This is a genomic window from Bacillus sp. NMCN1, assembly GCF_002998085.1.
Lineage (GTDB): Bacteria > Bacillota > Bacilli > Bacillales > Bacillaceae > Bacillus.
Genome location: NZ_PVQL01000003.1, coordinates 350,553 through 375,572 on the forward strand (window position 1 = coordinate 350,553; position 25,020 = coordinate 375,572).

The window sequence follows — 25,020 nt, forward strand, 5'->3', positions numbered from 1 at the left end:
TACCATGACACTGGTCATTATAGGAGGCGGACCAGCAGGTTATGTGGCGGCCATAACAGCCGCCCGTTTTGGCAGGGAAGTTGTGTTAATTGATCAAGGTCAGCTGGGGGGTACCTGCCTCAATGAAGGCTGTATTCCGACCAAAGCGCTTTTGCAAAGCGCCGATATGTATGAGCATGTGAAATCGGCTGTACATTTTGGAATTGAGCTTCCAGAACATGAGCCTATCATTCAATGGGATGCCGTTCAAAAACGGAAACAGTCTGTCGTCAAGCAGCTAACTGATGGTGTTCGCTACTTGATGAATAAAAACAAAGTCAGCGTGTTGAATGGGAAGGCATCATTTCTATCGGCACATGAGCTATTGATAGAAAGTGAAGGGAAATCTGAAATCATTCAAGCAAAACAAATCATTATTGCATCAGGGGCAGCGCCTGCTGCTTTACCTTTTGCACCATTTGATAGAGAATGGATCATTCACAGCAAGGATGCAATGTCACTTTCTTCTATACCAGATTCGCTTTGTATCATTGGGGGAGGGGTAATCGGCTGTGAGTTTGCGAGCATCTTTAGCAGAATGGGGACAAAGGTTGTCATGGTTGAGCGGGCAGTGCACATTTTACCTGAAGAAGATCGTGATATAGCACAATGTCTTCACGAGCAACTCGAAGAAACGGGTGTAGACATTTTGACGTCTGCTGCAGTTAAACAGCTTGATTCTTCTTCAAGAAAAGTAGTGGTTGAGAAAAATCAAGGAGAGCGGTGTGAAATCCAGTTGGATCTTTGCTTAGTGGCAATTGGCAGAACTCCGCAGCTTGGAGAGTTGAATCTTGATCAGGTAGGCATTGAATATGACAGAAACGGAATATGCGTTAATGAACATATGCAAACCAATCTCCCGCATATCTATGCGTGCGGTGATGTGACAGGTGGGGTCCAGCTTGCTCATGCTGCTTTTCATGAAGGAACGGTTGCGGCATCCCATGCATCAGGTGAACATGTAAAGGTCAATGAACAAGTGATTCCAAGGTGCATCTACACCTCTCCAGAAATCGCCAGTGTTGGTTTAAATGAAGAGAGTGCTAGAAAACAATATGGGGATATTCGGATAGGGACATGTACGTTTTCTGCAAATGGAAAAGCGTTAATCTTAAATCAACCAGCCGGTCAAGTAAAGGTTACTGTAGAACCGAAATATCAAGAAATTTTAGGTGTATCAATCATCGGACCGAATGCAACAGAACTGATTGGACAAGCGGCGGTGATGATGCATACAGAGTTGACCGCTGATACATTAGAGCAGTTTATTGCGGCACATCCGACACTTTCAGAGGCGATACACGAAGCCTTGCTGCAAACCATTGGACGAGCGGTGCACTGCTGAAAAAGACTCTTTTTCTATCCGAATGACTTCTCGGCTTAGCTAATGCTAATTGAAAGCGCTTTTATATTTATCTATAATGAATAAAAAGCCCCCAGAGGAGAGGATGGAATGAATCCGACACCTTGTTATTTAAATACGTGGAAACGTTTTGTTCGTGAAGGTTTGCTTGATAAGTCTCGTCTGAATAAGAGAGTGATGGAATCATGGCACAGGTGTAAACAGGCAAATGTTAATCCGTATTTAGATAAAGGACAGTCGTTGTTAGAAAAGGAATTATTCAGTGCCCAAAAAAAGAAATACTCATTATTCCTCAATACCGCTCTTCCTTACTTAAATAAAATCAGTGAGCAATTAAAAGAATCTGACATGTTGGCCTTACTCATCGACGCAGACGGTTATGTGCTAAGTCTGACAGGAAGCCAAAGGACGATGGTGGAAGCAAGAAAAATTAATTTTATGGAGGGTGCGCGCTGGACCGAAGCAGATGTGGGGACGAACGCTATTGGAACGGCACTGGTCATTGGAGAAGCTGTGGCGATCAACGGAACTGAGCATTTTTCTATCGCCTCTCATCATTGGAGTTGTTCAGCCGCTCCTATTCGCGATGCAGACGGTACGATCATAGGGGTGATTGATATCTCCTGTATGGCGGATAACAAGCACCCTTTTATGCTTGGAATGGCTTCAACGGTTGCTTATGCCATAGAGAGAGAAATTCAGGTCCAGCAAAAAAGGAGAGAGATGGAGCTCATCACTCATTGTCTCCAGCAGGTGGAAGCGGACGAACCGTTTGTTGTCTGTAATGAAAAAAAGCAAATTGTTTCTGCCAGCAGGTCGATTAGAGAACGTTTTTCAGACTGGTACGGAATGGATATCGAGCGGCTTAAGGATCATCCATTTGTTATCCGGGGAAAGCAGATCATTCAATCAGAGCAAGATGGAAAGATGGTAGGCATGTCCCTTTCCCTTGAAGAAGCAGTGAAAAGCAGCATAACCGTTTCTTTTGCTCAATTTCCCGGGGAATCTGGAACAAGTAAGGTATTTCAACAGACGCTCAGTGAGATGAAGAGAGCGGCACAAACAGATGCCAATGTATATATTTGGGGCGAAACAGGTACAGGGAAAGAACTGGCCGCTAGAGCCATTCACTCAGCCAGTGATAGACATAGAGGACCGTTTATTGCTGTTAATTGCGGAGCCATTCCTGAAAGCCTGTTAGAAAGCGAATTATTTGGCTATGCTGAAGGGGCTTTTACAGGGGCAAAACGTCATGGAGCTAAAGGGAAATTTGAACAAGCTCATAAAGGAACACTCTTTTTAGACGAAATTGGTGAAATCCCATATGCGATGCAAGTAGCGCTTCTTAGGGTGATAGAAGAAAGGAAAGTCGTACCGCTCGGCGGGACACACGAAATCCCCTTGGATATTCGAATCATTACAGCGACACACCGTAATATGAACGAACTGCTGAAAGAAGGAAAAATACGAGAAGACTTGTATTACCGTCTTCATGTCTATCCGATCAACATCCCGCCGCTTAGAGAAAGAAAAGAAGACATTCATGATTTATATCGTTATTACCAAAAGAAGCACCACTGGAATGCGGCGTTTCCTGAATCATTTTTTCAGAAATTGCAGGAGTATCACTGGCCAGGAAACATACGAGAGCTTTTTAACCTGTTTGAACATCTAAGGGTCCTCTTTCCGAAAGGCGGATGGATTGGTGAATCGCAATATGCTCAAGTATTAGAGACGATTGATCAGAAAAAACAGAAGCTGCATCCAGCAGAGCAACCCGAGACTTCAAAAGAACTCACATTCAGGGAACGCATTCAAAAGCAAACAGTGATAGACGCACTGCATAAAACGAAAGGTCATGTGTCAGAAGCAGCGAGGTTAGCAGGAGTGCCAAGAAGTACTTTTTATAAGTGGATGCGAAAGTTTCATCTGTCTTAATCTCATGAGGATGGCTGCATCAAGGCCCTTGGTCTACGTGAAGGTCGGGGGCTTTCTGCCAAGTTAAACAAATGGCATGGAAAAAGGCTTGACTGTTATATTAGTATATGTTAAATTATAAAAGCCGTCGCAAATGAAGCAGGAATGAAACGCTTAAAAATTCTTGACACATTTTTCTGGCATATATATAATGAAACATGTCTTATTATTCCGCAGTAGCTCAGTGGTAGAGCTATCGGCTGTTAACCGATCGGTCGTAGGTTCGAGTCCTACCTGCGGAGCCATAGTGGAGAAGTACTCAAGTGGCTGAAGAGGCGCCCCTGCTAAGGGTGTAGGTCGCGCAAGCGGCGCGAGGGTTCAAATCCCTCCTTCTCCGCCATTATTTTATGGCCCGTTGGTCAAGCGGTTAAGACACCGCCCTTTCACGGCGGTAACACGGGTTCGAATCCCGTACGGGTCATGTTTTGTTTTTTGATTCGTTGGGCTATAGCCAAGCGGTAAGGCAACGGACTTTGACTCCGTCATGCGTTGGTTCGAATCCAGCTAGCCCAGCCATTTTTTATATATGTTTTTCTGCATAGCAGATGAGCCATTAGCTCAGTTGGTAGAGCATCTGACTTTTAATCAGAGGGTCGAAGGTTCGAGTCCTTCATGGCTCACCATTGTCACGCGGGTGTGGCGGAATTGGCAGACGCGCTAGACTTAGGATCTAGTGTCTTTATGACGTGGGGGTTCAAGTCCCTTCACCCGCATTGTTTTTTCAAACAGTGCACTTATGAATATATGAGCACATCATACACGCGGTCGTGGCGGAATGGCAGACGCGCTAGGTTGAGGGCCTAGTGGGTGAATAACCCGTGGAGGTTCAAGTCCTCTCGGCCGCATCTAAAAAACCAAAGGTTGTAAACCTTTGGTTTTTTTGTGCTTTCGAAGTAATTTGAACAGTTATAAAAGACAGTTTGCAATAATATCAAGTTCAGTGAAACGAAGAATATTGCTAAAATTGTGATAAAATATTGAAGACTAGGAAAGGGGATATAAATACATGTCAATTTACCACAAAGTAATTGGAGAAGGATTTCCGATCGTAATATTGCATGGTTGGACACTTAACCATCAAGTGATGTTACATGCATTGGAACCGGTATTTGAAAAACAAAGCGGTTGGAAGAGAATATACATAGACTTACCGGGGATGGGACGTTCCGAGCCGCATCCATCTATTCAGAACTCTGATGATATGTTAGAAGCGGTATTGCGTCTTTTGGAAGAGATTATCCCTGGTGAACAGTTTATTGTTTGTGGTTATTCGTATGGAGGATACATAGCTAGAGGTATCGTTGGTTCACGCCTAGAAACCGTTCGTGGATTACTACTTGTGGCTCCAATGACTATACCTGTATTCGATAAAAGAGTCGTACCAGAGAAGACAGTTCTAAAAAGTGACAGTAACTTGATATCACATCTGTCTTCAGAAGAGGCGGATGAATTTTGCTCCATGGCAGTTGTGCAAGGAAAAACGGAATGGGAAAGATTTCGCAATGAAATTTACCTTCCTTCTAAACAAACAAATCATGAATTCATCAACAATATTCTTCAAAATGGATATGGCTTTACCTTCGATATTTCATCTGAATTTAAGTATCCCACGCTCATTATCACAGGGCGTCAAGACAATGTAGTCGGATATCACGATGCGTGGCGGCTGATCGAAGACTATCCAAGGGCGACTTTTGCAGTGCTTGATATGTCTGGCCACAATCTGCAAATCGAACAACCCGATGCATTTAACTCATTAGTCCATAACTGGTTAAACAGACTTGTGTCGGAAAATGTTTAGGTTTTTTTATAAGTGACTGTCCACTTATCTTAAGTAAGTGGATGTTTTTGTTTGCGATTGATATTTTTATATAATGCAGTCCAATCATACCAATACCGTCTGAAAGTTTTTTTGCTGAATCCTCGAAATGCTAAACAACTATTAGTAAGATGTTCTCTACCAATGTGACTTATATTAAAAATTTCCAAATAAACAAAGAAATCATAAAGTGGGGTTGAACTTATGCTTGATTGCCAAGAGGGGGAGTTTTTTTAGTTCCTTGGTCTGTTGAATGGAACAAAGAATTTGAAAGGGAAAAGAAACGAATAGTAGAGGTTATTGGTCAGTACACAGTAAATGTGCATCATATTGGAAGTACAGCAGTAAATGGTTTGAGTGCGAAACCCATTATTGATATTGCGATTGAAATAGATCATTTTCTTGACGGAGAACAGTGCGTAACAGCTTTGCGAGGGCTTGGTTATTCATATAGAGGGACCAATGTATTACCTGAAAGACACTATTTCAACAAAGGAGAACCACGTACACACCAAATCCATATGTATCAAACAGGCAATAGATACCTACTCGAACAATTAAATTTCAGGGATTATTTAAGAAGTAACGAACTAGTAAGAAGTGAGTACGAGCAGCTCAAACTGAACCTATCAAGTGTAAATAAAAATGACAAACACAAATATGCAGAGGGAAAAACTGACTTTGTTCAGTCGATTTTAGAGAGAATTTAGAAAAGATTCTCTCTTTTGGTGATCAAACTAACTAATTTTATGTACAAGTGGACTCGCTACAAAGGAGAGTTTCTTCTTTTTAATCAAAATCAACATTATTCTTTAACATAGCTAAATTAACAAGGGTGAGGGATATGAAATTTGTTTATTCGATTCATCATTAAACCCCCTGTCTTATTTGTGTCACTATATTACGTTTGGTGCTCTTTTAAATCCTAAATTGCAATTATTTCCGAATCATGTTACAATAAGAATAATTATTTTTGTTCGGCGTAAAGGATAGCATGAAGAAAGACTTTTCGTCTTGAGGATACTTTGGGCAAGGATAGTATAATACATTGTGTGATAACGCACTAGGAGGCAACAAACATGGAACAAGGTACAGTAAAATGGTTTAACGCAGAAAAAGGTTTTGGATTTATCGAACGTGAAGAAGGCGACGATGTATTCGTACATTTCTCAGCTATCCAAGGTGACGGATTCAAATCTTTAGACGAAGGTCAAAAAGTAACATTTGACGTAGAGCAAGGTTCTCGTGGAGCTCAAGCTGCTAACGTTCAAAAAACTGCTTAATCTTCATTTTTTAAAAACAGGTTCTCTGTAGAGAGCCTGTTTTTTTGTGCTTTCATTTATTTCTTCAATAAAAAAACCCTACTCAGCGTACAAGTAGGGAGATGTTACAAGGTAATGGTAAAAAAATTCATGCTTCAAAGGTTTATCAACAGTATAGCATATTGGATTTACAATATGCGGAATTTGCCTAAATAAATTCTTTTTTCTTTACTGAGTTCAAAGAGAAGGGATTTGTTCGTAGAGAAAATGTATTTGAAAATGGGGAAGATGGTAGAGAATCTTAACAGAAACTGTTTATTTGTTTCTCAGTAATTCCTTCGATGACTTCAAGCTCACTAAGCAAATACCCATAAGCATCGTCAAGCATTTTCTTTTCGCTTGCATTCAGTCTTTTTTCTTTTTTCATTCGCATGAGGTCACGTACAACTTCAACGCCTTCTTGTATGTCGCCCGTTTTTATTTTGTTCGTGTTGATTTTATATCTTTCTTTCCACGGCAATAATTTATCTGATGTTCCATTCTGAAAAATGTGTATAATGTTCTTTAATGCAAGTATATCTGTAACCGGTCTTATACTTGACCCCGACATTTTCCTCGTTGGAATCATCACTTGCATATGGCTAACGGACATCTTAATGACATAATACTGTTGTTTTTCTTCAGAGAATTCCTTTTCTTCTATGGCTTCAATTATACCTGCTCCATGCATTGGATACACAATGTTATCACCAATTTGAAACATATCATCCACCTCCATATTAAGTACCTACTATAAGGGTACCACAAATCGATCCAAAATAATCAAATTTTTAATAATAACATGATTATTTATTTCGTGTCAACATTTTTGGGTTGGATTTTGAGAGAATTATTTATTTATTTCGCCACATCTCATGTGTGGCTTTTTAACGTGACCATGATCAGGAAACAGATACAGCCTCAACCCATCACTACTTTTTTGATTTAAAGTGCGTTTGAAACGACTTCTTTTTTGTATCTCGTATGAAAGCATACCCTAACATCACGAAAACGGAGATAATCTAAATGTTTAAATAGGATATCCACATCTTCACCTCTAACACTTCATTTATCCATCTTCCATTCAATCAAATGTCAATAGCTGTGTCATGAGGACATCGTGATAAATGGTTGAAACATCAAAAGACTAGCCAATGAGGCTAGTCTTTTAAAATGAATTCGATCATAAGGTTGAAATATCAATGACAAAGCGATAACGGACATCACTTTTGAGTACGCGTTCGTAGGCTTCATTGACTTGGTTTGCGTTGATTATTTCAATTTGTGGTGCGATATTGTGAGCAGCTGCGAAATCGAGCATTTCTTGTGTTTCTTGGATGCCGCCAACGAGTGAACCGGCAATGCTGCGGCGGCCAGTAATCAATGAAAAGACGTGGAATTGATCTGGCTCAGGTGGTGCACCGACGTTCACCAAGGTTCCATCCACACGAAGTAGGGACAAATAGGCGTCTACATTGATATTGGCAGAGACCGTATTGAGAATGAGGTCATATTGCCCGGCTAGTGTCTGAAAGGTATTAGGATCACTTGTAGCAAAATAGTCTTTTGCGCCAAATGACAGTGCTTCTTCTTTTTTATTCATAGAGCGGCTCAATACCGTGACTTCAGCGCCAAGTGCACGTGCGAATTGAATGGCCACATGACCGAGTCCGCCCATCCCGACGATGGCTACTTTTTTACCTGGCCCTGCTTTCCAGTGCTTTAACGGTGAATAAGTTGTGATTCCAGCGCAGAGAAGAGGACTTGTGGCATCAAGGGATAGTTGATCTGGAATGCTGACGACAAAGCGCTCTGTCACGACAATCTTCTGACTATAGCCGCCGTAAGTCGGTTCCCCGTCATAATCGAGGTTATTATAAGTTTGGACGACCCCTTTCGTGCAATATTGCTCGTCTCCATTTTGGCAATATTCACAGGTGCCACAGGAATCAACAAAGCAGCCAACACCTACACGGTCTCCGATCTGAAACTTCGTCACCTCATCGCCGACAGCGGCAACGACTCCAGTAATCTCATGACCCGGAATCATTGGGAAAATACCGCCGCCCCATTCATCAAATGCGCTGTGGATATCTGAATGACAGATCCCGCTAAATTGAATATCAATTAAAATATCATGTGGACGAAGTGCTCTTCGTTCAATGGTTGTCCGTTCAAAGCTCGCTTTTGCATGTGAAACACTTAAAACGTTTGAATGATGCGTCTGACACATTCTTGATCATCCTTTCAAAAGTAAGATTCTGTTCTACTTCTATACTGTACGTCTTAAAGTGAACTCTAAGTCAATAGAGAACCCTCTTCAGGCTTTTCAACATCCTTAAATAAAGAATTGAGCCAAAAGCATCTTGCGTTCTCTATCAAATTGGAGATGATGAGAAGAAGGAATTTCATAAGATGAGAGAAGAAGAGAAGGGTGAAAACAATGAAAATAGCACAAGCCGCCAAGCAACTCGATTTATCTACTGCCACGCTCAGATACTACGAGAATATTGGTTTAATTAGACCGATTCGGCGTGATGAAAACGGAGTTCGTGATTATGCTAACGAGGATATTCAGTGGATTGAATTTATCAAATGTATGAGAAATGCCGGTCTCTCAATTGATGCACTTAGAGAATATACGGCTTTATTTATCGAGGGCAAGGATCATACCCTGTCCTCGCGGAAAAGTATTTTGGTCAATGAGAGAGAAAGGCTTGTAGAAAAACAAAAGGAAATCGAAGAGACGATTAAGCGGTTAGATTATAAGATAGAAAGTTATGAAGATATTATCCACAGCTATGAACAAAAGCTAGTTCATCAACTAAAAACCAGCTCTATGTAAATAAAGAAAAACCTGTGACTCGTCACAGGTTTTGTGATGTGGCTATCTTTTTGTGTAACGCACCCAATTATAATGTGCGTGGAGTGGTGTAACACCATTATAGGAGCCGAGCCATTCATCGACACCTGCACCATTCCACAGGTTGATCATAATCTTTCCTGGAGTTTGAGGGATTTGAGTAGTGGCAGTATGTTTTAATTGTCCGTCCACATACCATTTAATCGAGTTAGGCTGCCAGTCAAATGCATACGTGTGATAAGAGTTTGCTGCATCAAAACCAAGGTTGACGATCTTTTCATGATTTCCTACACCATTGGTATAATAGTTAAACTGCACCTTTGTTGTATCTTTTCCTAGGAATTCGATGTCAATTTCATCCCAAGGCGTACCATCAGTCGGTCCCGTATAAGTAAAGAACGAAGACACGATCCCTACATTTTTGGCCGGTTTCATGCTGACTTCATATAGACCGTAGCCATATGTTTGAGTGGAGCGGTTTTCTCCGCAGTCAAACTTATTATAGGAAGGACTTGTGAGTGATAATCGCATTTCACCTAATGACGTCATGGAGACATTATTTGCACGCCATGTACAGTTAAACATGTTTCCATTCGAGTACCCATCGGCTTTTTGCCATAACCCCGTATTATAGTTGTTAAAAGGCTCATAAAACGACCCGCCTGTTTGTGCTGAGGCACCCGCAGTAAAGGTGGACAAACTCAATAATAATCCAGTGACTAGCAGCATCAACATTCGTTTCACACGATAAGACATTTAGGCATTCCCCTCTCCTTTTTTGAAAGCGCTTTCTTTATTGATCATACATGATTCGTTCAAAGTGGAAAATCGGTCTAATATATGATATTAAACAGGATTTTTTGCTAGATTCTACTCTTGTTTCATAGGAAGTTACTTAAGAAAATGGTATTAACAGAAAAGATCAAAACTCATACTGTTATAATTGAGTTTTTGATCTTTTTAATGCTACTTACTAAAGAATGATTGACAAAACGGACAGTTGTCCGTAAGATAATATCGGGATAATTGTCCTAATGAAAATCAAATGAGATTTGATTTAACAATAGAGATAAGTGCAATATGGATCAAGGTAAAGAAGGTGAGGCATCATGGAAAAGGATATTGGGAAGGAAATTGAAGAGGTCGCTTTTTCTTTGTTTCAAGAATTTGGCGTGGAAAATGTCAGTATGCATAAAATTGCCAAAACAGCTGGTGTTGGGCAGGGTACTCTTTACCGCCGTTATGCCAATAAAAGTGATTTGTGCCTTTCTATCCTTGGAGAAAGATTTGAACAGCTGATCCCTGCTTTGCATCTTTACTTGAGCAAAATCAGTGAACAGCCGGTTCGTGAACGTTTGCGCTATGTGCTCGAAGAAATCCATCTCATCGTCGGTCATCATTTAGACTGGATTCGGATGCTTACAATCTCTGGGAATTTAGAGCAGACAAGCAAAGTGTATGATTGTTATTACAGTCAATCGCTTAGGCAAATGATTCGTGATTTGCTGGAGGAAGCGGATGAAAAAGGGGAAGCGAACATACAGGATATTGAGCTGACGACACTGTGTATGTCCTCTCCGATGACGCCTGAACTAATGTTTTATATTCATGAATCTGGTTATTCAATCGAAAAAATCGCTCAATTCGCTGCAGAAAAACAGATTTTATCTGTTTTCAATAGACATTGAAGTGGCTCATTTCTGAACGGCCTGACTTCCTATGATTGATCTAAATTGAAAAAGAAAAGGAGCCAATCTACTATGAACAAACAGCAAGCAGCAGCTTCTGATATTCGAACGCTGCCCATTATTATCTCTTTTATCACAGCTGGTTTTATTGGCCTGTTCAGTGAAACGGCACTAAATATGGCGCTGAGAAGCTTAACGTTAGACTTTGGAATTGAAGCGACGACAGCTCAGTGGCTGACGACAGGATATTTATTAACACTTGGTATTCTCGTACCAATTTCAGGACTTATTCTTCAATGGTTTACAACAAGACAGCTTTTCATTACGTCGCTCATCTTTTCGATCATTGGAACATTTATTGCGGCGGTTGCGCCAGTCTTTAGTGTCTTAATGGTGGCACGTGTCGTACAGGCAGTCGGAACAGCATTGCTTCTTCCATTGATGTTCAATACGATTTTGGTGATCATCCCGCCTCATAAACGAGGCAGATCAATGGGGATTATAGGTCTTGTGATCATGTTTGCACCAGCTGTTGGCCCAACAGTCTCTGGTCTTATTTTGAAATCGCTGACTTGGCATTGGATTTTCTGGATTTCACTTCCGCTCTTAATAGCGGCACTCGTCTTTGGTTTTATCTTTATGCAAAATATTACGGAGCCAACAAGACCAAAAATCGACATCTTATCGATTGTGCTTTCAACCATTGGTTTCGGAGGAATTGTGTATGGCTTTAGCAGTGCCGGTGAAGGCGGCGGCTGGAGCAGTATGCATGTTATCGTTGCAATTGTAGTAGGTGTCATTGGGATTCTTGTATTCTCTCTCAGACAGTTGAATATGAAGGAACCGATGCTGAACTTAAGCCCGTTTAAATATCCGATGTTTGTCATTGGGTTACTGCTGATCTTAGTATGTATGATGGTGATGCTGTCTGCTATGATGATTTTGCCATTGTATCTGCAAACATCCTTGGCACTAACGACCTTTACAGCAGGTTTAATGCTATTGCCAGGTGGAATTATCAACGGTCTGTTATCTCCGATCATGGGTGGGCTATTTGATAAGTTTGGACCCAAATGGCTTGTGATCCCAGGGCTTGCTATCGTCGCAGCGACGATGTTAGGTTTCACCAATTTAAGTGTGAATACATCGATTGGATACATTGTGACCCTTCATATTACATTAATGATCGGAATCGCGATGATCATGATGCCTGCTCAAACAAATGGATTGAATCAGCTGCCGCCAGAGCTATATCCGCATGGTACAGCGATTATGAATACATTGCAGCAGGTGTCAGGAGCTATTGGTACTGCGGTCGGTATTTCGATCCTTTCATCAGGAACACGCAGCTTTATGGAAAATGTGGCTGATCCCGCAAATTCGATGAACAAGCTGCTCGCCTTTACAAATGGTGTGCAACATGCATTTATCTTTGCTGTCATCATGTCCGTCATTGGCTTAGTCATCGCTTTCTTCATTAAACGAGTGAAGGTAGAACAGCAAGTTTCATAAAATAGATGAAAAGCACTGAGGACCGCAGTGCTTTTTTTTTGCCTAATGCTTGTTTCAAAGAGGGCGAAAATGGGGAGATAGATAAAAAGTGAACCAATGTGAATGTGCTGCTGATACAGTAGAAGGAAAAGAGGAAAAAGAAACGAATGAGTTAAGAAGAAATAAATAAGACAGGAGACTGAGATCATGAACTTAGAAGAACAAATCAAAATCGCTGAGTCATTACGTCAACCATCTGAAGGTTCATTACCGAGTCAATCGGAACTAAAACCAGTCCATCCACCTGAAGTGAACAAAATGGAATATGACATTCCAACAAGTGCTGGCGAAACAAAGGTTTGGGTATTTAAGCCAGTTGACACATCAAAGCAAAAGCTTCCTGTTTTTGTAAATTTACATGGCGGCGGATTTATCCTGGGCAGTGCTGAAATGGATAACCACTGGTGTCCAGTCATTGCAGACCGGGCGCAATGTATCGTCGTCAATGTCGAGTATCAGCTTGCTCCAGAGCACCCTTTCCCAGCCGCTCTTCATGAATGCTACGATGTGCTGAATTGGCTGTATGAACATCCTGATGAGTTTCAAATCGATCCTAATAGAGTAGCCATTGGCGGACATAGCGCAGGAGGAAACTTGGCAACGGCTACTTGTCTCTTAAATATTCAAAAAGGAAACCCACACCCGATTGTCTATCAAGTGCTTGATTATCCGCCGCTTGATTTAGCAACTGATCCAGCACAAAAGCCAGCGTTTGAAGAAGCGATCCCAGTTGAAATGGCGAGACTCTTTAATGCCTTCTATCTGCAAGGCCAAGATCCGCACAATCCGCTCGTTTCTCCGATTTTTGCAGATCGTTCATCCTTGGCACAAATGCCACCAGCTCTCGTCATCACAGCTGAGAGAGATTCGCTAGCTCAAGAAGCCGAGCAATATGCGGACAAGTTAAAAGAAGCAGGGGTAGACGTCACGTACAGGCAGTTTAAAGGAGTCCCTCACGCCTTCACGCATGCCGGAGATTTAGAAATAGCTGAAGAGGCTTGGCATCTGATGAGTGATCAATTGAAGAAGGCGTTTGAATAAGGTAAGAACAGTAATGTAAAAGCACAGAGCCCAGCGCACCTGTGCTTTTATTGTTGTTAAGTGAATGTAAAAAAGATCATATATTCAACTTCGTTATCGGTATAATAGAAAGAATAGGAGAAGTTTAAAAAAGGAGCGGATCTAATGGATAAAGAGAAACTACAGGCATTTTGTCTTTCTTTAAAAGGAGTAACCCATGATTACCAGCCAGAATGGCAGGCAGATCGTTATCATATTGGTGGAAAGATGTTTGCTATGATGGGGGGAGATGCGAATCGAAAGCCTGTTATCACTTTAAAATGTGATCCTCAACGTGCTGAAGAACTAAGAGAGATGCATGAGGGGATCATTCCTGGCTATTATATGAATAAGACTCATTGGAATTCCATTTACCTTGATGCGGATATTCCAACTTCATTTGTAGAGGAGTTAATCGAACATTCCTACCAATTGGTTTTTCACAAATTAACAAAAAAATCTCAGCATGACATCCTCCAACATGATGAATGAAGCTAGACAAGTTAATAAATCCTGTGATTCTCTTCAAAATTGACTAGAGCGAAGTGCTGTCGTTATAATTTAACCAGTTAGAAGACGTTCATAGGGGGATATAAAATGGGCTATACAGTCATTACAGGAGCAAGTTCAGGTATTGGGTATGAGGCGGCGCTAGCCTTTGCCGCAAGAGGCAAAAACCTTATTTTAGCTGCACGCCGGCTCGAGAAACTCCAAGAACTGAAGAAAGAGATTCTTGATCAATATCCCGATATCAAAGTAAACATACAGTCTGTCGATTTAACCGACATGGAGCAAGTGTATTCATTTTATGAATCATTGGCTGAATATGAGCTTAACACCTTCATTAATAATGCAGGGTTCGGCCATTTCGGATCAATAGGAGAACAGGATGTAAGTAAAATTGGGGATATGCTTCATCTGAATATCGAAGCCTTAACGATTTTATCCACTTTATTTGTTCGTGATTATGAGCAGGCAGAGGGGGCTCAACTGATCAACATTTCCTCAAGAGCGGGCTATACAGTCGTCGGAAATGCCGTCACCTATTCAGCTACGAAGTTTTACGTGAGCGCCTTTACAGAAGGACTGGCACTAGAGTTGAAAGAAAAAGGAGCTAAGTTACAGGCAAAAATATTAGCACCTTCCGCGACGGAATCAGAATTTGCAAAGCGTTCATTAAATGTAGATCAATTCGAATATGAAGGCAATATCAAGAAATATCATACATCAAAAGAAATGGCAGCTTGTCTGCTCGAGCTTTATGATCATGAAAAAACAGTCGGTATTGTTGACGGCAAGACCTTTGATTTTGAATTGAAAGATCCAATTTTTTCACATGCTGGTCCAAGTATGAAATAGAAATGACACATCACTGAGGGAAGATGTCCTCGGTGATTTTTTTATGGCATGATTGACTGTGTGGGGAACCACATGGTTTAGAATGTGTATACAAGGAGGGACTCTAGTGACGTATGTAACAAGTGGAGAAGTATGTAAGCTATTGAACATCACAAAGTATACGCTTCGTCATTATATCGAACAGGATCTCGTCCGCCCTGCGAAGGTCGTTCAAAATGGATACCAATTATTTGATGAAAAAGAGATTTACACCCTTTTCGCGTTAGGTGTTTTTTTCATGCTTTTTGTTAGAAGGGAAAGAGAATATTTGAAATTTAAAACCACTCAGGATAAAACCTGAATGGTTTTTGATGTTATGCAAATTAAAAAAATTTAAATGTCGTTAAAATCTAAGCCTAAATTCTTTTTCATTTGAAGTACTAAATAATCTCTTTTTAAAAATTTACCGTTTCGAACCTCTGGAGAAAAGATTTTAGGATTGAACAATTCCATCCCGTTTTCAATCCACTGTTTTCTCCAAATGCCATGAGATTTTTCAACAATTTCTTTATCTGTTAACCCTTCATGGTCAAATTCATCACAATCAAAATCATCCACACCAAATTCAAAACCACAACATGGACAAATTTCGTTACTACCTGCGAAATCCGAATAGTAGGGTCTTTCCTCTAATTCATTATAGCCACAAATTAAACAAATGTTTTTATTCATTTCTACTGATCCTTCCAATAGTTAATTCCTCTTTTAGGTTTGAAAAAAGTGATAATGACATCTTTCCCTTTTTGTTTTTCCACAGATAAAAATTCATTGGTTTTTTTATTATATTTATAATAACGGTGTTTACCATTAAATTTTTTCTTGCTTTTCTTTTCTAAAACATTTTTGCTTTTAGCTTTTCCTAATAGTGTACGTGCTTTATTTAGATACTCAGATTTGGTAATGTTACCAAATTCTTTTTTGTGTTTCTTATAATGATAATCTAAACGTGACATACTCACTTTTTTAACTGCTTTTGAAGCAGAGGTTTTCTTACCGTGTTTTTTAACTGCGTTTTTTACACTGGCCTTACCAAATTTTTTTATAGCTTGATTAATTCCAACACGAGCAATGTAAATAGCTACAACTACTAAAGGATACCATGACGCTTGAATTTGTGAGTCACTTACTGTATATTCTTCGCCGGTTTCAATGTCTACTAATAACAGATGAGGATCGTTTGCTTTAGCAACATCAATATCTGCGATTTCAAAATTATATTTTACAGTCTCTTTCATGTCTTCATCAACTATTTCAGCTTCAATCATTGGTAATTGATTTAAATCTTGAGATAAAATCACTTTACTATTTATCAATAAATTTTCGTTTTCAACACTTACTTCAAGTTCTTGTTCATCATTTGTATTTTTAATTACCTCTGTACTAAGCAATTTATCTGTGTTTTGTAAAGTGGTAATATCATTTGTATTAATTTCATCTTCATGTTCAATCGAATTCGTAGTCGCATTTGAGATGCTAGGTCCAATAATCGAAAATATCATCACTAAACTTATTAATTTAATAATATTCTTAAACATCATAAACTCCTAATTTTTATTTAATAATAGTCCATAACCATAGGTTGAATCTCTTTCGACATTTTTAATCACTTGAGTTTTTTGTTTTAACCTGTGAAGAATATCTTTATATGATAGCGAAAAATCATCTGGTATTATCTTCGAAATATACCCTGTAGCGTTAGCTGTAGCAAAAGAAGTGCCACTTAAAACTTTAACTTCAGCCAACTTTTTTATTTTCACTGTTTCTACATCTACACCAAGAGAAACAAAATCAATCTTTCCTTTAGCTGCAAGTTTATATATCTTATTTTTAGAATCAACAGCAGAAATAGAAATCACATTATTATAACGGGCAGGATAATCACTTTTTAAACCAAATTTATTACCTGCAGCAGCTACAATTAAAATATGATGACTATCCACTTCATCAATCTTTTTCTTTAGTTTTATATTATTCTCAGAAAGACCAAAACTCATATTAATGAGATTCACTTTATTTTCAATACACCAATCTAATGCCTTAATTAAAGTTTCTATGTTTGTGTTCCCATTCTCGTCTAAAATATTTCCATCATAAAAATCTATGTTCTCATTATTTTTACTAATAATGTCGGTAATAGCAGAACCATGACCTAAAGAATCTAACACTTCCCTTTTATTATCAAAGCGCTTTTTAACAGAAACATCAACATGATTTATGTCAATACCGCTATCAAGAACCGCTATTTTAATGTTGTGATTACTTTTAGATATGTAAAAGAGAACAATGATGGTTATTATAAACAAAAAAAGAAAAATAAACTTTATTTTCATATTTCCTCCTCTTCAGTAAATTGTACATGTGAAATTTTTTTTCGCTATATCTAAATAAGGATATTAAGGTAAATTTAAGGTTATATAGTATATTTTTTATAACTTAACTTCTATTATAAAGTATTTCATCGGAAATATAGAGTTTTTTCCATCAATTGGTTCTGTATCTTTCGCCTCATGATGATGAATGAAGGAATGGTATAAAGTAAACCCTATAGAAAGAGATCTAGCTTTGAATCCATCACATTTAAGAAAAGAGATGATCGAATGAACGTAACAAAATGGTTAGGTGCTGTCCTTCTTTCTGTTTTTTTACTGTCGACAGCAGCTTGTGCCAATACAAGTACCCAAGAGAAAAATCAAAGCGAAAAAGAAAGCGCATCTAATGAATCAAAGGACAAAACGACAGCCGTAGAAACAGGGAATAAGTCCTTATCTAATATTAAGGTATTAGCGACAGGCGGGACGATTGCTGGCAGTTCGGACAGTAAAACAGATACGACGGGATATAAATCTGGTTCACTTGGCATCGATAAAGTCATTGCTTCAGTTCCTCAGTTAAAAGATATTGCAAACGTTACTGGTGAACAGGTAGCAAATGTTGGCAGTGAAAATGTGGATAATGCTCTTCTTTTAAAATTAGCCAAACGAGTGAATCAACTCTTAAATGATGATCAGGTGGATGGCATTGTCATCACGCATGGAACAGACACACTTGAAGAAACAGCTTACTTTCTACATCTGGTTGTCAAAAGTGATAAGCCAGTTGTCATCGTTGGCTCAATGAGACCAGCGTCTGCTATCAGTGCGGATGGCCCGCTGAACTTGTATCATGCTGTCAAAGTTGCCTCTACAAAAGAAGCAAAGGGCAAAGGCGTCATGGTCACATTAAATGATCGAATTGCTTCCGCTCGATTTATTACAAAGACGAACACCACCACTACAGATTCCTTCAAGTCACTTGAGCAAGGCTACATTGGTGAAATTGCTGGTGAAGTGGTTTCCTTCTATAACGAATCAACAAGAAAACATACGACTGAAAGTGAATTTGATGTATCAAAAATAAAAGAATTACCGCAAGTTGATATTTTATACGGCTATCAAAATGATCAAAAATACATGTATGATGCAGCAGTAAAAGCAGGAGCGAAAGGCATTGTCGTTGCCGCAGCCGGAAATGGAACGATGTCAACAGAAGCCATCAAAGGGGCAACAAATGCAGTGAAGAAAGACGTGGTCCTCGTGAGATCAAGCCGTGCAGGAAATGGAATTGTGACCCACGAAAAAATGGATGATGAACATCATTTTGTGTCATCGGATTCATTAAATCCACAAAAAGCACGCATTCTGCTCATGCTTGCACTGACGAAAACAAAAGATCCAGATAAAGTGCAGACGTATTATGAAATGTATTAAGAAGAAAGGGACCCGAGGCTTCGGGTCTTTTTTTATGCGTGCTCCTGATGATGTTTTTCAGCACGTGTTTTTAAAGAGAGTAAAATATCTCGCCAAATATCGTCTACATCAGTGAGAAAATGTCCCGCTTGATTTATATAATATGTTTTGACGTTTGGAATGCAAGAAGCCATTTTTTCTATTTCTACAAACGGAGCCATCGTATCTTCTTTTCCATGCCATACATCAACAGGGATTTGAATATCCTTCATATCGAATGCCCATGGCTGCGAGAGTAAATCTGGTTCATGAATACATTCATCCACCGATTGACGAGTGGCTTCGTGTAAATGCATCATCATCATCTCTAACTGCTCATCGGTTTGAAGGAATTGCCGGTCCCACGGATGTAAATGTTTGTTCCCGTTTTTGGCCAGCTTCTTAAATTTCTCTGGTTTTTTCTCAATCATTTTTTTCTGGGAACGATAGCTTGCTTTCAATAGCCAAGGGAACTTTTTACTGAGGAAAAAAGCCAATTTGTTCTCTTTCAGCATACTTTTAGGCGGTTTTCCGTCCTGAAATGGCGTTGTACTTGAGATCAAAGCGGCGGAAAGGACTCGATTCGGCAATTGATAAGCACAGCCAGCAGCGAATGCGCCTCCTCCAGATACACCCATCACTGAAAAATGGTGAATGCCTAGATGATCTGCCACTTCCAGCACATCTTTTGCCCAATCTAAAATCGTACGGTCAGGTTGAGGGGTAGATAAACCAAATCCAGGTCTGTCTAAACAGATGAGGCGAACACCGAGCTCTTTAGAGATTGGGTCATCATCTAAAAACATGACTCTTGATCCAGGAGTTCCGTGAAAAAAGAATACTGGAAACCCTTCAAGATCACCGTATTCACACAAACCAATATGACGTCCATCTTGTAAATGAATGCTATCCATACTTTCATCCCCTTAATAGTTTAACTAACTTAAATGTTGGAGAAAGAAACACCGGATTAAGGCGCTTCTTTTGCAATCTGATAGATTTTTTCGTATAGAGATAATAATGTTTTTAAATCTTCTTTTGGAAGCTTTGCATAGTATTTTTGAATGAGGTGCAATTGAATTTCTTCCGTATTCTTGTGAAAGTCATGGCCCTTTTGAGCAAAATCAACAATGATTTCTCTTCGGTTATGTGGATTAATTTCTCGTTTGACATAGCCAAGCTGTTCAAGCTTTGATACAAGCTGGCTAGCGGCACTTGCCGAAATTGAAAAGTAATCAGCTAGTTCGTTGATTGTTCTCGTTTTTGTCCGTAATAATTCAAGTGTCAGCTCTTGTTTGGCTGATAAATCAGCATACTCATGTTTTAAGAATCGTTGATACTCTTCTACATAGATAGAGCCTAGTGCATTTGAGTATTCAATAATTTTTTTACTATAATGAATGATTTCCTCATCCAATGACATCACCTCTATTCTATTATAGGCAACTTTTATAGTTAAGTGAAGTTAAATATTAAGAAAAATTAAATGAAGAGATTACTTGAAAAGGACATCACCGGTTTAGCCACTTTTTCATTGTATTTTGAAAAAGATCCATTTATAATAAAAAAATAAACCAACTGGTCGGTTTTGTTTTGTCCTTGCGAAGAAAAGCAAGGTAGAAGGGATTGTGAAAGATGACAAGTACACAAATCAGGGCCGGAAAGAGTGAGAAGACGAAGCGAAAAATCGTCACCGCTTCACGTGATTTATTTGCAAAAAAAGGGTACTCAGAAACATCTGTGCGAGATATTCTAGAGGCTGCTGAGATTAGTAAAGGCAATCTCTATCATCATTTTAAAGGAAAAGAGTTTTTGTTCCTTCATATCATGGAAGAGGATCACCGCTTGATGATGGAGACGTGGCATCAGGAGAAACAAACGATGCACCGGGCCATTGATCAACTCGCCGGATTTGCAGAGCTGCTCAGTCAAATGGGGATTAACTACCCATTAATGAGAGCGAGTGAGGAATTTTGTGCAAGTGCCTTTACATCAGACGAGGTCATGGAACGGCTGAACAAGATTGATGCCGACTTTGATGATGTGATGAGGGACATCTTACTTGAAGGAAACGAAGATGGCAGCTGGTCGATTCAGCATGTGGAGTCAAAAGTGAAAATATTACTTTCCGTTTTTTACGGATTAGACGTGTTATATAAAAGTGACACCATTCAACAGAAGAAAGAGTTACAAAAAGAGGCGATCTCATTGTTTATTCACGGAATCAACCATCATGAGTAACAATTGAATCAATAAAGGAGAAACAAACATCATGCAAAAACCGATTCGTGAGCAAAAAGCTGTACTCGTTATTTTATTAAGTAATATATTTATTGCGTTTTTAGGCATCGGTCTGATCATTCCTGTCATGCCGCTCTTTATGAATGTCATGCATTTAACGGGCAGTACGATGGGATACCTTGTGGCGGCGTTTGCTGTGGCTCAGCTCATTGCATCACCTATTGCAGGGAGATGGGTAGACCGCTACGGTAGAAAAATTATGATTGTGTCTGGGCTGTTTCTATTCGCGTTATCAGAACTCGTCTTCGGTCTTGGAACACATGTGTACGTTCTGTATTTTGCAAGGCTGCTAGGCGGCATTAGTGCAGCGTTTATCATGCCGGCTGTCACTGCCTATGTCGCAGATATCACGACCGTTCAAGAAAGATCAAAGGCAATGGGCTATGTGTCAGCGGCCATTAGTACCGGTTTTATTATTGGCCCGGGCATTGGCGGATTTATCGCAGAATATGGCGTACGCCTGCCATTCTTCTTTGCAGCAGGGATTGCGTTTATTGCCGTCATTTCGTCTATGTTTATGCTGAAGGAGCCATTAACAAAAGAAGAGCGAGCAAAGCAAATGGGTCAAGTGAAGGAATCCACCTTCTTTAAAGATTTGAAAAAATCGATTCATCCGAGCTATCTCATCGCTTTCATCATTGTGTTTGTGCTGGCGTTTGGATTATCTGCATATGAAACGGTCTTTAGCTTGTTTACAAATCACAAGTTTGGATTTGGCCCGAAGGATATTGCGATCATCATTACCGTAAGTTCAATTGTAGCAGTCATCATCCAAGTGCTCGTGTTTGGTAAAATGGTGAATGCTCTTGGAGAGAAACGAGTCATTCAACTATGCTTAATTGTCGGAGCGGTGCTCGCTTTTGTTTCAACTGTTGTGTCAGGCTTTATGGTGGTGCTCATCGTCACATGTGTGATTTTCCTAGCCTTTGATTTATTGCGTCCAGCATTAACGACCTTCTTATCAAAAATTGCTGGCAATCAGCAAGGATTTGTCGCAGGGATGAACTCTACCTACACAAGCCTAGGTACGATTTTCGGCCCAGCACTTGGCGGTATTTTATTCGATCAAAATATACATTTCCCATTTCTTTTCGCAGGTGTTGTCCTATTTCTCGGATTAGGCTTAACCCTTATTTGGAAGGGGAAGGCAGAAGAGCCTGCGGCAGAATAATGAATGAAGAAGTAAGAGACCTTTCAAACGAGGTCTCTTTTTTTAAAACTGCGGCTTCAGGCGATTCAATGCCTGTGCCATTTTTTGATTTTGATGCTTTTTGTAAAACAGAAAGGCGATACCGATGAAATAAGGCGTAATCAATTGCAGTAAAGTAGTTCCACAGTAAAGGATAAAAAGAGTCACTGCATGCGCGCAGCTTTTTATTTATAATGGAAGGAAAGAACATGTTCGTGAAAGGAGGGAGCACCGTGCATCTTTTGGAAAAGCGAAGGACAGCATCGATGAAAGAAGGAATTCGCCAGATCGACCCGGCATATCCAGTGTTTGTAGATGCGGTCATGGATGGTTTCATAGAGGGGCATCTTTATGTAGATGATGCAGTGCACCCTCATGTTTATTTTCTCGAAGCTGCATGCGGCATTTATTATGTTGCAGGCAAGAGAGAGGCGGAGTTGTCACGCTGCTCAGCGTTCATTGTGGATGTTTACGACAGGCAGAGAAGACAAAACGGCCGGTTTACCGTATTTTCAGCGAATCAATCAACAGATGTGATGATGAAAAAATACCTTGGGTCACATCTGAAAGAGATGGAAAGACATGCGTACGTTTTTTCGCAGGTAGATTCTCATGTTCCTGCGTCTCATCCAGGCTACAGAGTAGAGCGGACAAATGAACAGGTGATCAATGCAAGCAGGGCGTTCCCTCATAGTTATTACGAAACATATTGGGGAGAAACGGCTCGCTTTCTATCAAAAGGAATCGGAGTTGCCATCTTAGATGGTGAGAACGTGGTGAGTGAATGTGTCTCCATTTTTTCAAGTGAAGATCGTGTGGAGATTGATATTTGGACAGATGAAGCCTGGCGGGGGAAAGGTTTGGCGCAGCTGGTAGCTCAGCAGATGATCAGGAGCTGTCTTGAAAATAAGAGGACACCGCATTGGGATTGCGATGTCCATCACTTAGCTTCGATCAAACTGGCAAAGAAGCTAGGCTTTCAGCGGACAAAAACCTATCGATTGTTTTATAGATCATGATGAGAAGGTTTTGAGATACCAAGCATCCATTGCAGAATGCTCAGAGCCTTCAATCGGTTCTGAAAGAAGAGAAAAGCCATATCGCTGATAAAGGCCGGTGGCTGCAGTTAATTCCCGGCGGGTTTCTAAATAACATGCTTCGTAGTATGCAGAGGCATATTGGAGCGCTGTATCCATCAGTTTTTTGCCCGCACCTTTTCCTTGTGCCTTTGGACTTAAATAAAGCTTTTGCAATTCACATATGCCGTTTGTAAATGGAGCAATGCCTACGCCGCCTACAATATCGCCATTCTCTTCAGCAATCCAATAGGCTGCATGAGTCAATGATTGGTAGTATTCGAACAGCTGGTCAAGGTAGGGATCAGTGTAGGCTGTTCCTTCAATCGCCAGATTCGACGATTCTAGTGACTGGCGGATAATCGCTGCGATATACGGATTGTCCTTTTGTTCAATGGGTCTAATGTTCATTGGAAGTACCTCCATCGTCATAAGATAAAAAAGAGAAAAACCGCTATTTTTACAATCGTTGTATTGTGTCTCTCATGGTGGGCAGGGAAAAGACGCAGACACCGTCATGCGGGGCTGATCCTCCCTATATGCTTCATTTTAGTTATTGATATCCAGTTTCTTCATTGGCAGATGGGAAGGCGTGGCACTTAGTTTATCAAGCGTCACTATCGTTCTCTCTTGCATGATTTGTTTGATCATCGTCACAGTGATTCAATTTAAAAAAAAAGATGGCCTTTCTTAAGTAGGGGCATCTCCACTGTTCATCTGGTTGTATTCTTCACGAAGGATGCCCATGATGATCACATCTGAGTATGTACCGTTGAAATAGAGTGCTTGGCGCCTTTTTCCTTCATATTGAAATCCGGCCTTCTCATAGCTCCTGAAGGCTCTTGGATTGTGGGAAAAGACTTCAAGCTCAAGACGATTGAGTTCTAACGTATCAAAAGCGAATGCTTGAACCATCCGGACAGCTTCAGTGCCATAGCCTTTTTGGAAATGTTCTGGTCCATGTAGCGCAATGCGGAAGCTTGCCGTATGATTGATTGGATCAATGTCCACAATCGCCGCATCCCCAATCATTTCTTTCGTGTCTAGCAGACAAATGGCGAAATCTCGTCTGCTGTCATCTTGTAAAAATCGGGTATAGGCTGAACGAATTTCTTCTAGTGTGAACGTTTTGCGTGTGCCAGTCATATAAAGAGTTTCTGCATGCTGGCATCCTCTTTGAATACCAGGATAATCCTGCTCTTCAATCGGTCTCAAAAATAAACGAGTCATGACGGATCACCCTCCTCTATATATCGAGAGATTTCAATTAAATTCAGATCAGGATCACGGATATAAACAGATTCAACCGGACCTAGTGTGCCTGTGCGCCTGACAGGCCCTTCTTCAATAGGAACCACTTGCTTGCGAAGGTGCAGTAGCAAACTGTCCATATCTAAATCGGTGATAAAGCACAAATCATTAGAGCCAGGAAGTGGATGAGCCGCTGCCCACTCATATTCATGACCAGCTTCATGAAGGTTGATCTTCTGTAAACCAAAACGAAGCGCTTTGCGGCCTTCTTCAAAGGTTTCTTCCTTCATTCCTAATACGTTTGTATAAAAACGAATGGTGTCCTCCATATGTTGTACAGTCAACACGATATGATCAAGTCGTCGTATCATCAGTTTCTCC

General features: G+C 40.1%; 27 protein-coding genes, 7 tRNA genes and 1 pseudogene. 24 read left to right on the forward strand and 11 right to left on the reverse strand.

Features of this window, described 5'->3' with window-relative positions; all coding sequences use genetic code 11:
• Positions 1-4 precede the first annotated feature (4 nt).
• The 12 genes from lpdA to C6W21_RS16340 all read left to right on the forward strand — a co-directional run bounded on the left by lpdA (position 5) and on the right by C6W21_RS16340 (position 6,481).
• Positions 5-1,384: a dihydrolipoyl dehydrogenase gene (gene lpdA, locus C6W21_RS16285; protein ID WP_106051372.1), complete on the forward strand. Its 1,380-nt coding sequence runs from the start codon at positions 5-7 to the stop codon at positions 1,382-1,384.
• A gap of 108 nt (positions 1,385-1,492) precedes the next feature.
• The gene (locus C6W21_RS16290) at positions 1,493-3,340 is read left to right on the forward strand and encodes a sigma-54-dependent Fis family transcriptional regulator (protein ID WP_106051375.1); all 1,848 of its coding nucleotides are present in this window, start codon (positions 1,493-1,495) and stop codon (positions 3,338-3,340) included.
• Positions 3,341-3,549: 209 nt separating this feature from the next.
• Positions 3,550-3,624 (forward strand) — tRNA-Asn (locus C6W21_RS16295).
• A 4-nt stretch (positions 3,625-3,628) separates the two neighbouring features.
• Positions 3,629-3,719 (forward strand) — tRNA-Ser (locus C6W21_RS16300).
• A 9-nt stretch (positions 3,720-3,728) separates the two neighbouring features.
• Positions 3,729-3,800: transfer RNA gene (locus C6W21_RS16305), tRNA-Glu, on the forward strand.
• Positions 3,801-3,820: 20 nt separating this feature from the next.
• Positions 3,821-3,895 (forward strand) — tRNA-Gln (locus C6W21_RS16310).
• A 31-nt stretch (positions 3,896-3,926) separates the two neighbouring features.
• Positions 3,927-4,002: transfer RNA gene (locus tag C6W21_RS16315), tRNA-Lys, on the forward strand.
• A 7-nt stretch (positions 4,003-4,009) separates the two neighbouring features.
• Positions 4,010-4,092 (forward strand) — tRNA-Leu (locus C6W21_RS16320).
• A gap of 48 nt (positions 4,093-4,140) precedes the next feature.
• Positions 4,141-4,224 (forward strand) — tRNA-Leu (locus C6W21_RS16325).
• Positions 4,225-4,385: 161 nt separating this feature from the next.
• Entirely contained in the window at positions 4,386-5,180 is a 795-nt protein-coding gene (locus C6W21_RS16330) for an alpha/beta fold hydrolase (protein WP_106051379.1), read from the forward strand.
• Positions 5,181-5,410: 230 nt separating this feature from the next.
• Positions 5,411-5,908, forward strand: a complete 498-nt coding sequence (locus C6W21_RS16335; RefSeq protein WP_106051381.1) for a GrpB family protein — start codon at positions 5,411-5,413, stop codon at positions 5,906-5,908.
• A 369-nt stretch (positions 5,909-6,277) separates the two neighbouring features.
• Positions 6,278-6,481 carry a cold-shock protein gene (locus C6W21_RS16340; protein WP_003214229.1) on the forward strand — a complete coding sequence of 68 codons (204 nt, stop codon included), beginning with the start codon at positions 6,278-6,280 and terminating at the stop codon, positions 6,479-6,481.
• A gap of 280 nt (positions 6,482-6,761) precedes the next feature.
• Here the strand turns inward: C6W21_RS16340 and C6W21_RS16345 are convergent, their stop codons facing one another.
• Positions 6,762-7,223 carry a CarD family transcriptional regulator gene (locus C6W21_RS16345; RefSeq protein WP_106051384.1) on the reverse strand — a complete coding sequence of 154 codons (462 nt, stop codon included), beginning with the start codon at positions 7,221-7,223 and terminating at the stop codon, positions 6,762-6,764.
• Between the two features lie 459 nt (positions 7,224-7,682).
• Positions 7,683-8,732, reverse strand: a complete 1,050-nt coding sequence (locus C6W21_RS16350; RefSeq protein ID WP_106051387.1) for an NAD(P)-dependent alcohol dehydrogenase — start codon at positions 8,730-8,732, stop codon at positions 7,683-7,685.
• Positions 8,733-8,942: 210 nt separating this feature from the next.
• Here C6W21_RS16350 and C6W21_RS16355 point away from each other — a divergent pair, with 210 nt between their 5' ends.
• Positions 8,943-9,344, forward strand: coding sequence for a MerR family transcriptional regulator (locus tag C6W21_RS16355; protein ID WP_106051390.1), 402 nt, complete (start codon positions 8,943-8,945; stop codon positions 9,342-9,344).
• 42 nt (positions 9,345-9,386) lie between these two features.
• On the opposite strand, the gene bglS is transcribed toward C6W21_RS16355, so the two are convergent.
• A complete protein-coding gene (gene bglS / locus C6W21_RS16360) occupies positions 9,387-10,118 on the reverse strand; it encodes a beta-glucanase (protein ID WP_106051393.1) in 732 nt (243 codons plus the stop codon).
• 353 nt (positions 10,119-10,471) lie between these two features.
• Between bglS and C6W21_RS16365 the strand changes: the two genes are divergently transcribed.
• From C6W21_RS16365 to C6W21_RS16390, 6 genes are all read left to right on the forward strand, one after another.
• Positions 10,472-11,050, forward strand: a complete 579-nt coding sequence (locus C6W21_RS16365) for a TetR/AcrR family transcriptional regulator (protein ID WP_106056753.1) — start codon at positions 10,472-10,474, stop codon at positions 11,048-11,050.
• Between the two features lie 72 nt (positions 11,051-11,122).
• Positions 11,123-12,562, forward strand: a complete 1,440-nt coding sequence (locus C6W21_RS16370) for a DHA2 family efflux MFS transporter permease subunit (protein ID WP_106051398.1) — start codon at positions 11,123-11,125, stop codon at positions 12,560-12,562.
• Positions 12,563-12,748: 186 nt separating this feature from the next.
• Positions 12,749-13,642: an alpha/beta hydrolase gene (locus tag C6W21_RS16375; RefSeq protein WP_106051401.1), complete on the forward strand. Its 894-nt coding sequence runs from the start codon at positions 12,749-12,751 to the stop codon at positions 13,640-13,642.
• Positions 13,643-13,786: 144 nt separating this feature from the next.
• Positions 13,787-14,152 carry an MmcQ/YjbR family DNA-binding protein gene (locus tag C6W21_RS16380; RefSeq protein WP_106051404.1) on the forward strand — a complete coding sequence of 122 codons (366 nt, stop codon included), beginning with the start codon at positions 13,787-13,789 and terminating at the stop codon, positions 14,150-14,152.
• Positions 14,153-14,257: 105 nt separating this feature from the next.
• Entirely contained in the window at positions 14,258-15,019 is a 762-nt protein-coding gene (locus tag C6W21_RS16385) for an SDR family NAD(P)-dependent oxidoreductase (RefSeq protein ID WP_106051407.1), read from the forward strand.
• Between the two features lie 106 nt (positions 15,020-15,125).
• Positions 15,126-15,359, forward strand: a complete 234-nt coding sequence (locus tag C6W21_RS16390; protein WP_189318214.1) for a MerR family DNA-binding transcriptional regulator — start codon at positions 15,126-15,128, stop codon at positions 15,357-15,359.
• Between the two features lie 32 nt (positions 15,360-15,391).
• On the opposite strand, the gene C6W21_RS16395 is transcribed toward C6W21_RS16390, so the two are convergent.
• Genes C6W21_RS16395 through C6W21_RS16405 form a run of 3 tightly spaced genes read right to left on the reverse strand, consistent with a single transcriptional unit; the run spans position 15,392 to position 17,388 of the window.
• Complete coding sequence (locus C6W21_RS16395) at positions 15,392-15,748, reverse strand: hypothetical protein (protein WP_106051415.1); 357 nt, start codon at positions 15,746-15,748, stop codon at positions 15,392-15,394.
• On the reverse strand, positions 15,733-16,593 hold the full coding sequence (locus C6W21_RS16400) for an SAR2788 family putative toxin (RefSeq protein WP_106051417.1): 861 nt from the start codon (positions 16,591-16,593) through the stop codon (positions 15,733-15,735). Before C6W21_RS16400 ends, C6W21_RS16395 begins: the two co-directional genes overlap by 16 nt.
• 9 nt (positions 16,594-16,602) lie before the next feature.
• Positions 16,603-17,388, reverse strand: coding sequence for a S8 family serine peptidase (locus C6W21_RS16405; protein WP_106051420.1), 786 nt, complete (start codon positions 17,386-17,388; stop codon positions 16,603-16,605).
• A gap of 267 nt (positions 17,389-17,655) precedes the next feature.
• Between C6W21_RS16405 and C6W21_RS16410 the strand changes: the two genes are divergently transcribed.
• A complete protein-coding gene (locus tag C6W21_RS16410) occupies positions 17,656-18,804 on the forward strand; it encodes a type II asparaginase (RefSeq protein WP_106051423.1) in 1,149 nt (382 codons plus the stop codon).
• A 32-nt stretch (positions 18,805-18,836) separates the two neighbouring features.
• Here the strand turns inward: C6W21_RS16410 and C6W21_RS16415 are convergent, their stop codons facing one another.
• Both C6W21_RS16415 and C6W21_RS16420 read right to left on the reverse strand, forming a co-directional pair.
• Positions 18,837-19,736, reverse strand: coding sequence for an alpha/beta fold hydrolase (locus tag C6W21_RS16415; RefSeq protein ID WP_106051425.1), 900 nt, complete (start codon positions 19,734-19,736; stop codon positions 18,837-18,839).
• Positions 19,737-19,792: 56 nt separating this feature from the next.
• Positions 19,793-20,245, reverse strand: coding sequence for a MarR family winged helix-turn-helix transcriptional regulator (locus C6W21_RS16420; RefSeq protein ID WP_061406915.1), 453 nt, complete (start codon positions 20,243-20,245; stop codon positions 19,793-19,795).
• A 212-nt stretch (positions 20,246-20,457) separates the two neighbouring features.
• Between C6W21_RS16420 and C6W21_RS16425 the strand changes: the two genes are divergently transcribed.
• From C6W21_RS16425 to C6W21_RS16435, 3 genes are all read left to right on the forward strand, one after another.
• Positions 20,458-21,063 (forward strand): TetR/AcrR family transcriptional regulator, encoded by a 606-nt coding sequence (locus C6W21_RS16425; RefSeq protein WP_106051427.1) that lies wholly within the window; start codon positions 20,458-20,460, stop codon positions 21,061-21,063.
• 31 nt (positions 21,064-21,094) lie between these two features.
• Entirely contained in the window at positions 21,095-22,294 is a 1,200-nt protein-coding gene (locus C6W21_RS16430; protein WP_106051430.1) for an MFS transporter, read from the forward strand.
• Between the two features lie 251 nt (positions 22,295-22,545).
• A complete protein-coding gene (locus C6W21_RS16435; protein ID WP_106051433.1) occupies positions 22,546-23,331 on the forward strand; it encodes a GNAT family N-acetyltransferase in 786 nt (261 codons plus the stop codon).
• On the opposite strand, the gene C6W21_RS16440 is transcribed toward C6W21_RS16435, so the two are convergent.
• Positions 23,326-23,799: a GNAT family N-acetyltransferase gene (locus C6W21_RS16440; RefSeq protein WP_106051436.1), complete on the reverse strand. Its 474-nt coding sequence runs from the start codon at positions 23,797-23,799 to the stop codon at positions 23,326-23,328. The genes C6W21_RS16435 and C6W21_RS16440 overlap by 6 nt on opposite strands.
• Between C6W21_RS16440 and C6W21_RS16445 the strand changes: the two are divergent.
• Positions 23,776-24,082: pseudogene (locus C6W21_RS16445) on the forward strand (YesK-like family protein). The gene C6W21_RS16440 and the pseudogene C6W21_RS16445 overlap by 24 nt on opposite strands.
• On the opposite strand, the gene C6W21_RS16450 reads toward C6W21_RS16445, so the two are convergent.
• Both C6W21_RS16450 and C6W21_RS16455 read right to left on the reverse strand, forming a co-directional pair.
• The gene (locus C6W21_RS16450; protein ID WP_106051439.1) at positions 24,079-24,618 is read right to left on the reverse strand and encodes a GNAT family N-acetyltransferase; all 540 of its coding nucleotides are present in this window, start codon (positions 24,616-24,618) and stop codon (positions 24,079-24,081) included. The pseudogene C6W21_RS16445 and the gene C6W21_RS16450 overlap by 4 nt on opposite strands.
• Positions 24,615-25,010, reverse strand: a complete 396-nt coding sequence (locus C6W21_RS16455) for a VOC family protein (RefSeq protein ID WP_106051443.1) — start codon at positions 25,008-25,010, stop codon at positions 24,615-24,617. The genes C6W21_RS16450 and C6W21_RS16455 overlap by 4 nt, the downstream gene beginning before the upstream one ends.
• Positions 25,011-25,020 lie beyond the last annotated feature (10 nt).

Coding starts and splice junctions, on each gene's coding strand:
- C6W21_RS16425 (WP_106051427.1), top strand. CDS start 20,458: ATGACAAGTACACAAATCAGGGCCGGAAAGAGTGAGAAGACGAAGCGA.
- C6W21_RS16430 (WP_106051430.1), top strand. CDS start 21,095: ATGCAAAAACCGATTCGTGAGCAAAAAGCTGTACTCGTTATTTTATTA.
- C6W21_RS16455 (WP_106051443.1), bottom strand. CDS start 25,010: ATGATACGACGACTTGATCATATCGTGTTGACTGTACAACATATGGAG.
- C6W21_RS16410 (WP_106051423.1), top strand. CDS start 17,656: ATGAACGTAACAAAATGGTTAGGTGCTGTCCTTCTTTCTGTTTTTTTA.
- C6W21_RS16405 (WP_106051420.1), bottom strand. CDS start 17,388: ATGAAAATAAAGTTTATTTTTCTTTTTTTGTTTATAATAACCATCATT.
- C6W21_RS16420 (WP_061406915.1), bottom strand. CDS start 20,245: ATGTCATTGGATGAGGAAATCATTCATTATAGTAAAAAAATTATTGAA.
- C6W21_RS16375 (WP_106051401.1), top strand. CDS start 12,749: ATGAACTTAGAAGAACAAATCAAAATCGCTGAGTCATTACGTCAACCA.
- C6W21_RS16330 (WP_106051379.1), top strand. CDS start 4,386: ATGTCAATTTACCACAAAGTAATTGGAGAAGGATTTCCGATCGTAATA.
- C6W21_RS16340 (WP_003214229.1), top strand. CDS start 6,278: ATGGAACAAGGTACAGTAAAATGGTTTAACGCAGAAAAAGGTTTTGGA.
- C6W21_RS16440 (WP_106051436.1), bottom strand. CDS start 23,799: ATGAACATTAGACCCATTGAACAAAAGGACAATCCGTATATCGCAGCG.
- lpdA (WP_106051372.1), top strand. CDS start 5: ATGACACTGGTCATTATAGGAGGCGGACCAGCAGGTTATGTGGCGGCC.
- C6W21_RS16370 (WP_106051398.1), top strand. CDS start 11,123: ATGAACAAACAGCAAGCAGCAGCTTCTGATATTCGAACGCTGCCCATT.
- C6W21_RS16350 (WP_106051387.1), bottom strand. CDS start 8,732: ATGTGTCAGACGCATCATTCAAACGTTTTAAGTGTTTCACATGCAAAA.
- C6W21_RS16355 (WP_106051390.1), top strand. CDS start 8,943: ATGAAAATAGCACAAGCCGCCAAGCAACTCGATTTATCTACTGCCACG.
- bglS (WP_106051393.1), bottom strand. CDS start 10,118: ATGTCTTATCGTGTGAAACGAATGTTGATGCTGCTAGTCACTGGATTA.
- C6W21_RS16450 (WP_106051439.1), bottom strand. CDS start 24,618: ATGACTCGTTTATTTTTGAGACCGATTGAAGAGCAGGATTATCCTGGT.
- C6W21_RS16415 (WP_106051425.1), bottom strand. CDS start 19,736: ATGGATAGCATTCATTTACAAGATGGACGTCATATTGGTTTGTGTGAA.
- C6W21_RS16385 (WP_106051407.1), top strand. CDS start 14,258: ATGGGCTATACAGTCATTACAGGAGCAAGTTCAGGTATTGGGTATGAG.
- C6W21_RS16290 (WP_106051375.1), top strand. CDS start 1,493: ATGAATCCGACACCTTGTTATTTAAATACGTGGAAACGTTTTGTTCGT.
- C6W21_RS16400 (WP_106051417.1), bottom strand. CDS start 16,593: ATGTTTAAGAATATTATTAAATTAATAAGTTTAGTGATGATATTTTCG.
- C6W21_RS16365 (WP_106056753.1), top strand. CDS start 10,472: ATGGAAAAGGATATTGGGAAGGAAATTGAAGAGGTCGCTTTTTCTTTG.
- C6W21_RS16380 (WP_106051404.1), top strand. CDS start 13,787: ATGGATAAAGAGAAACTACAGGCATTTTGTCTTTCTTTAAAAGGAGTA.
- C6W21_RS16345 (WP_106051384.1), bottom strand. CDS start 7,223: ATGTTTCAAATTGGTGATAACATTGTGTATCCAATGCATGGAGCAGGT.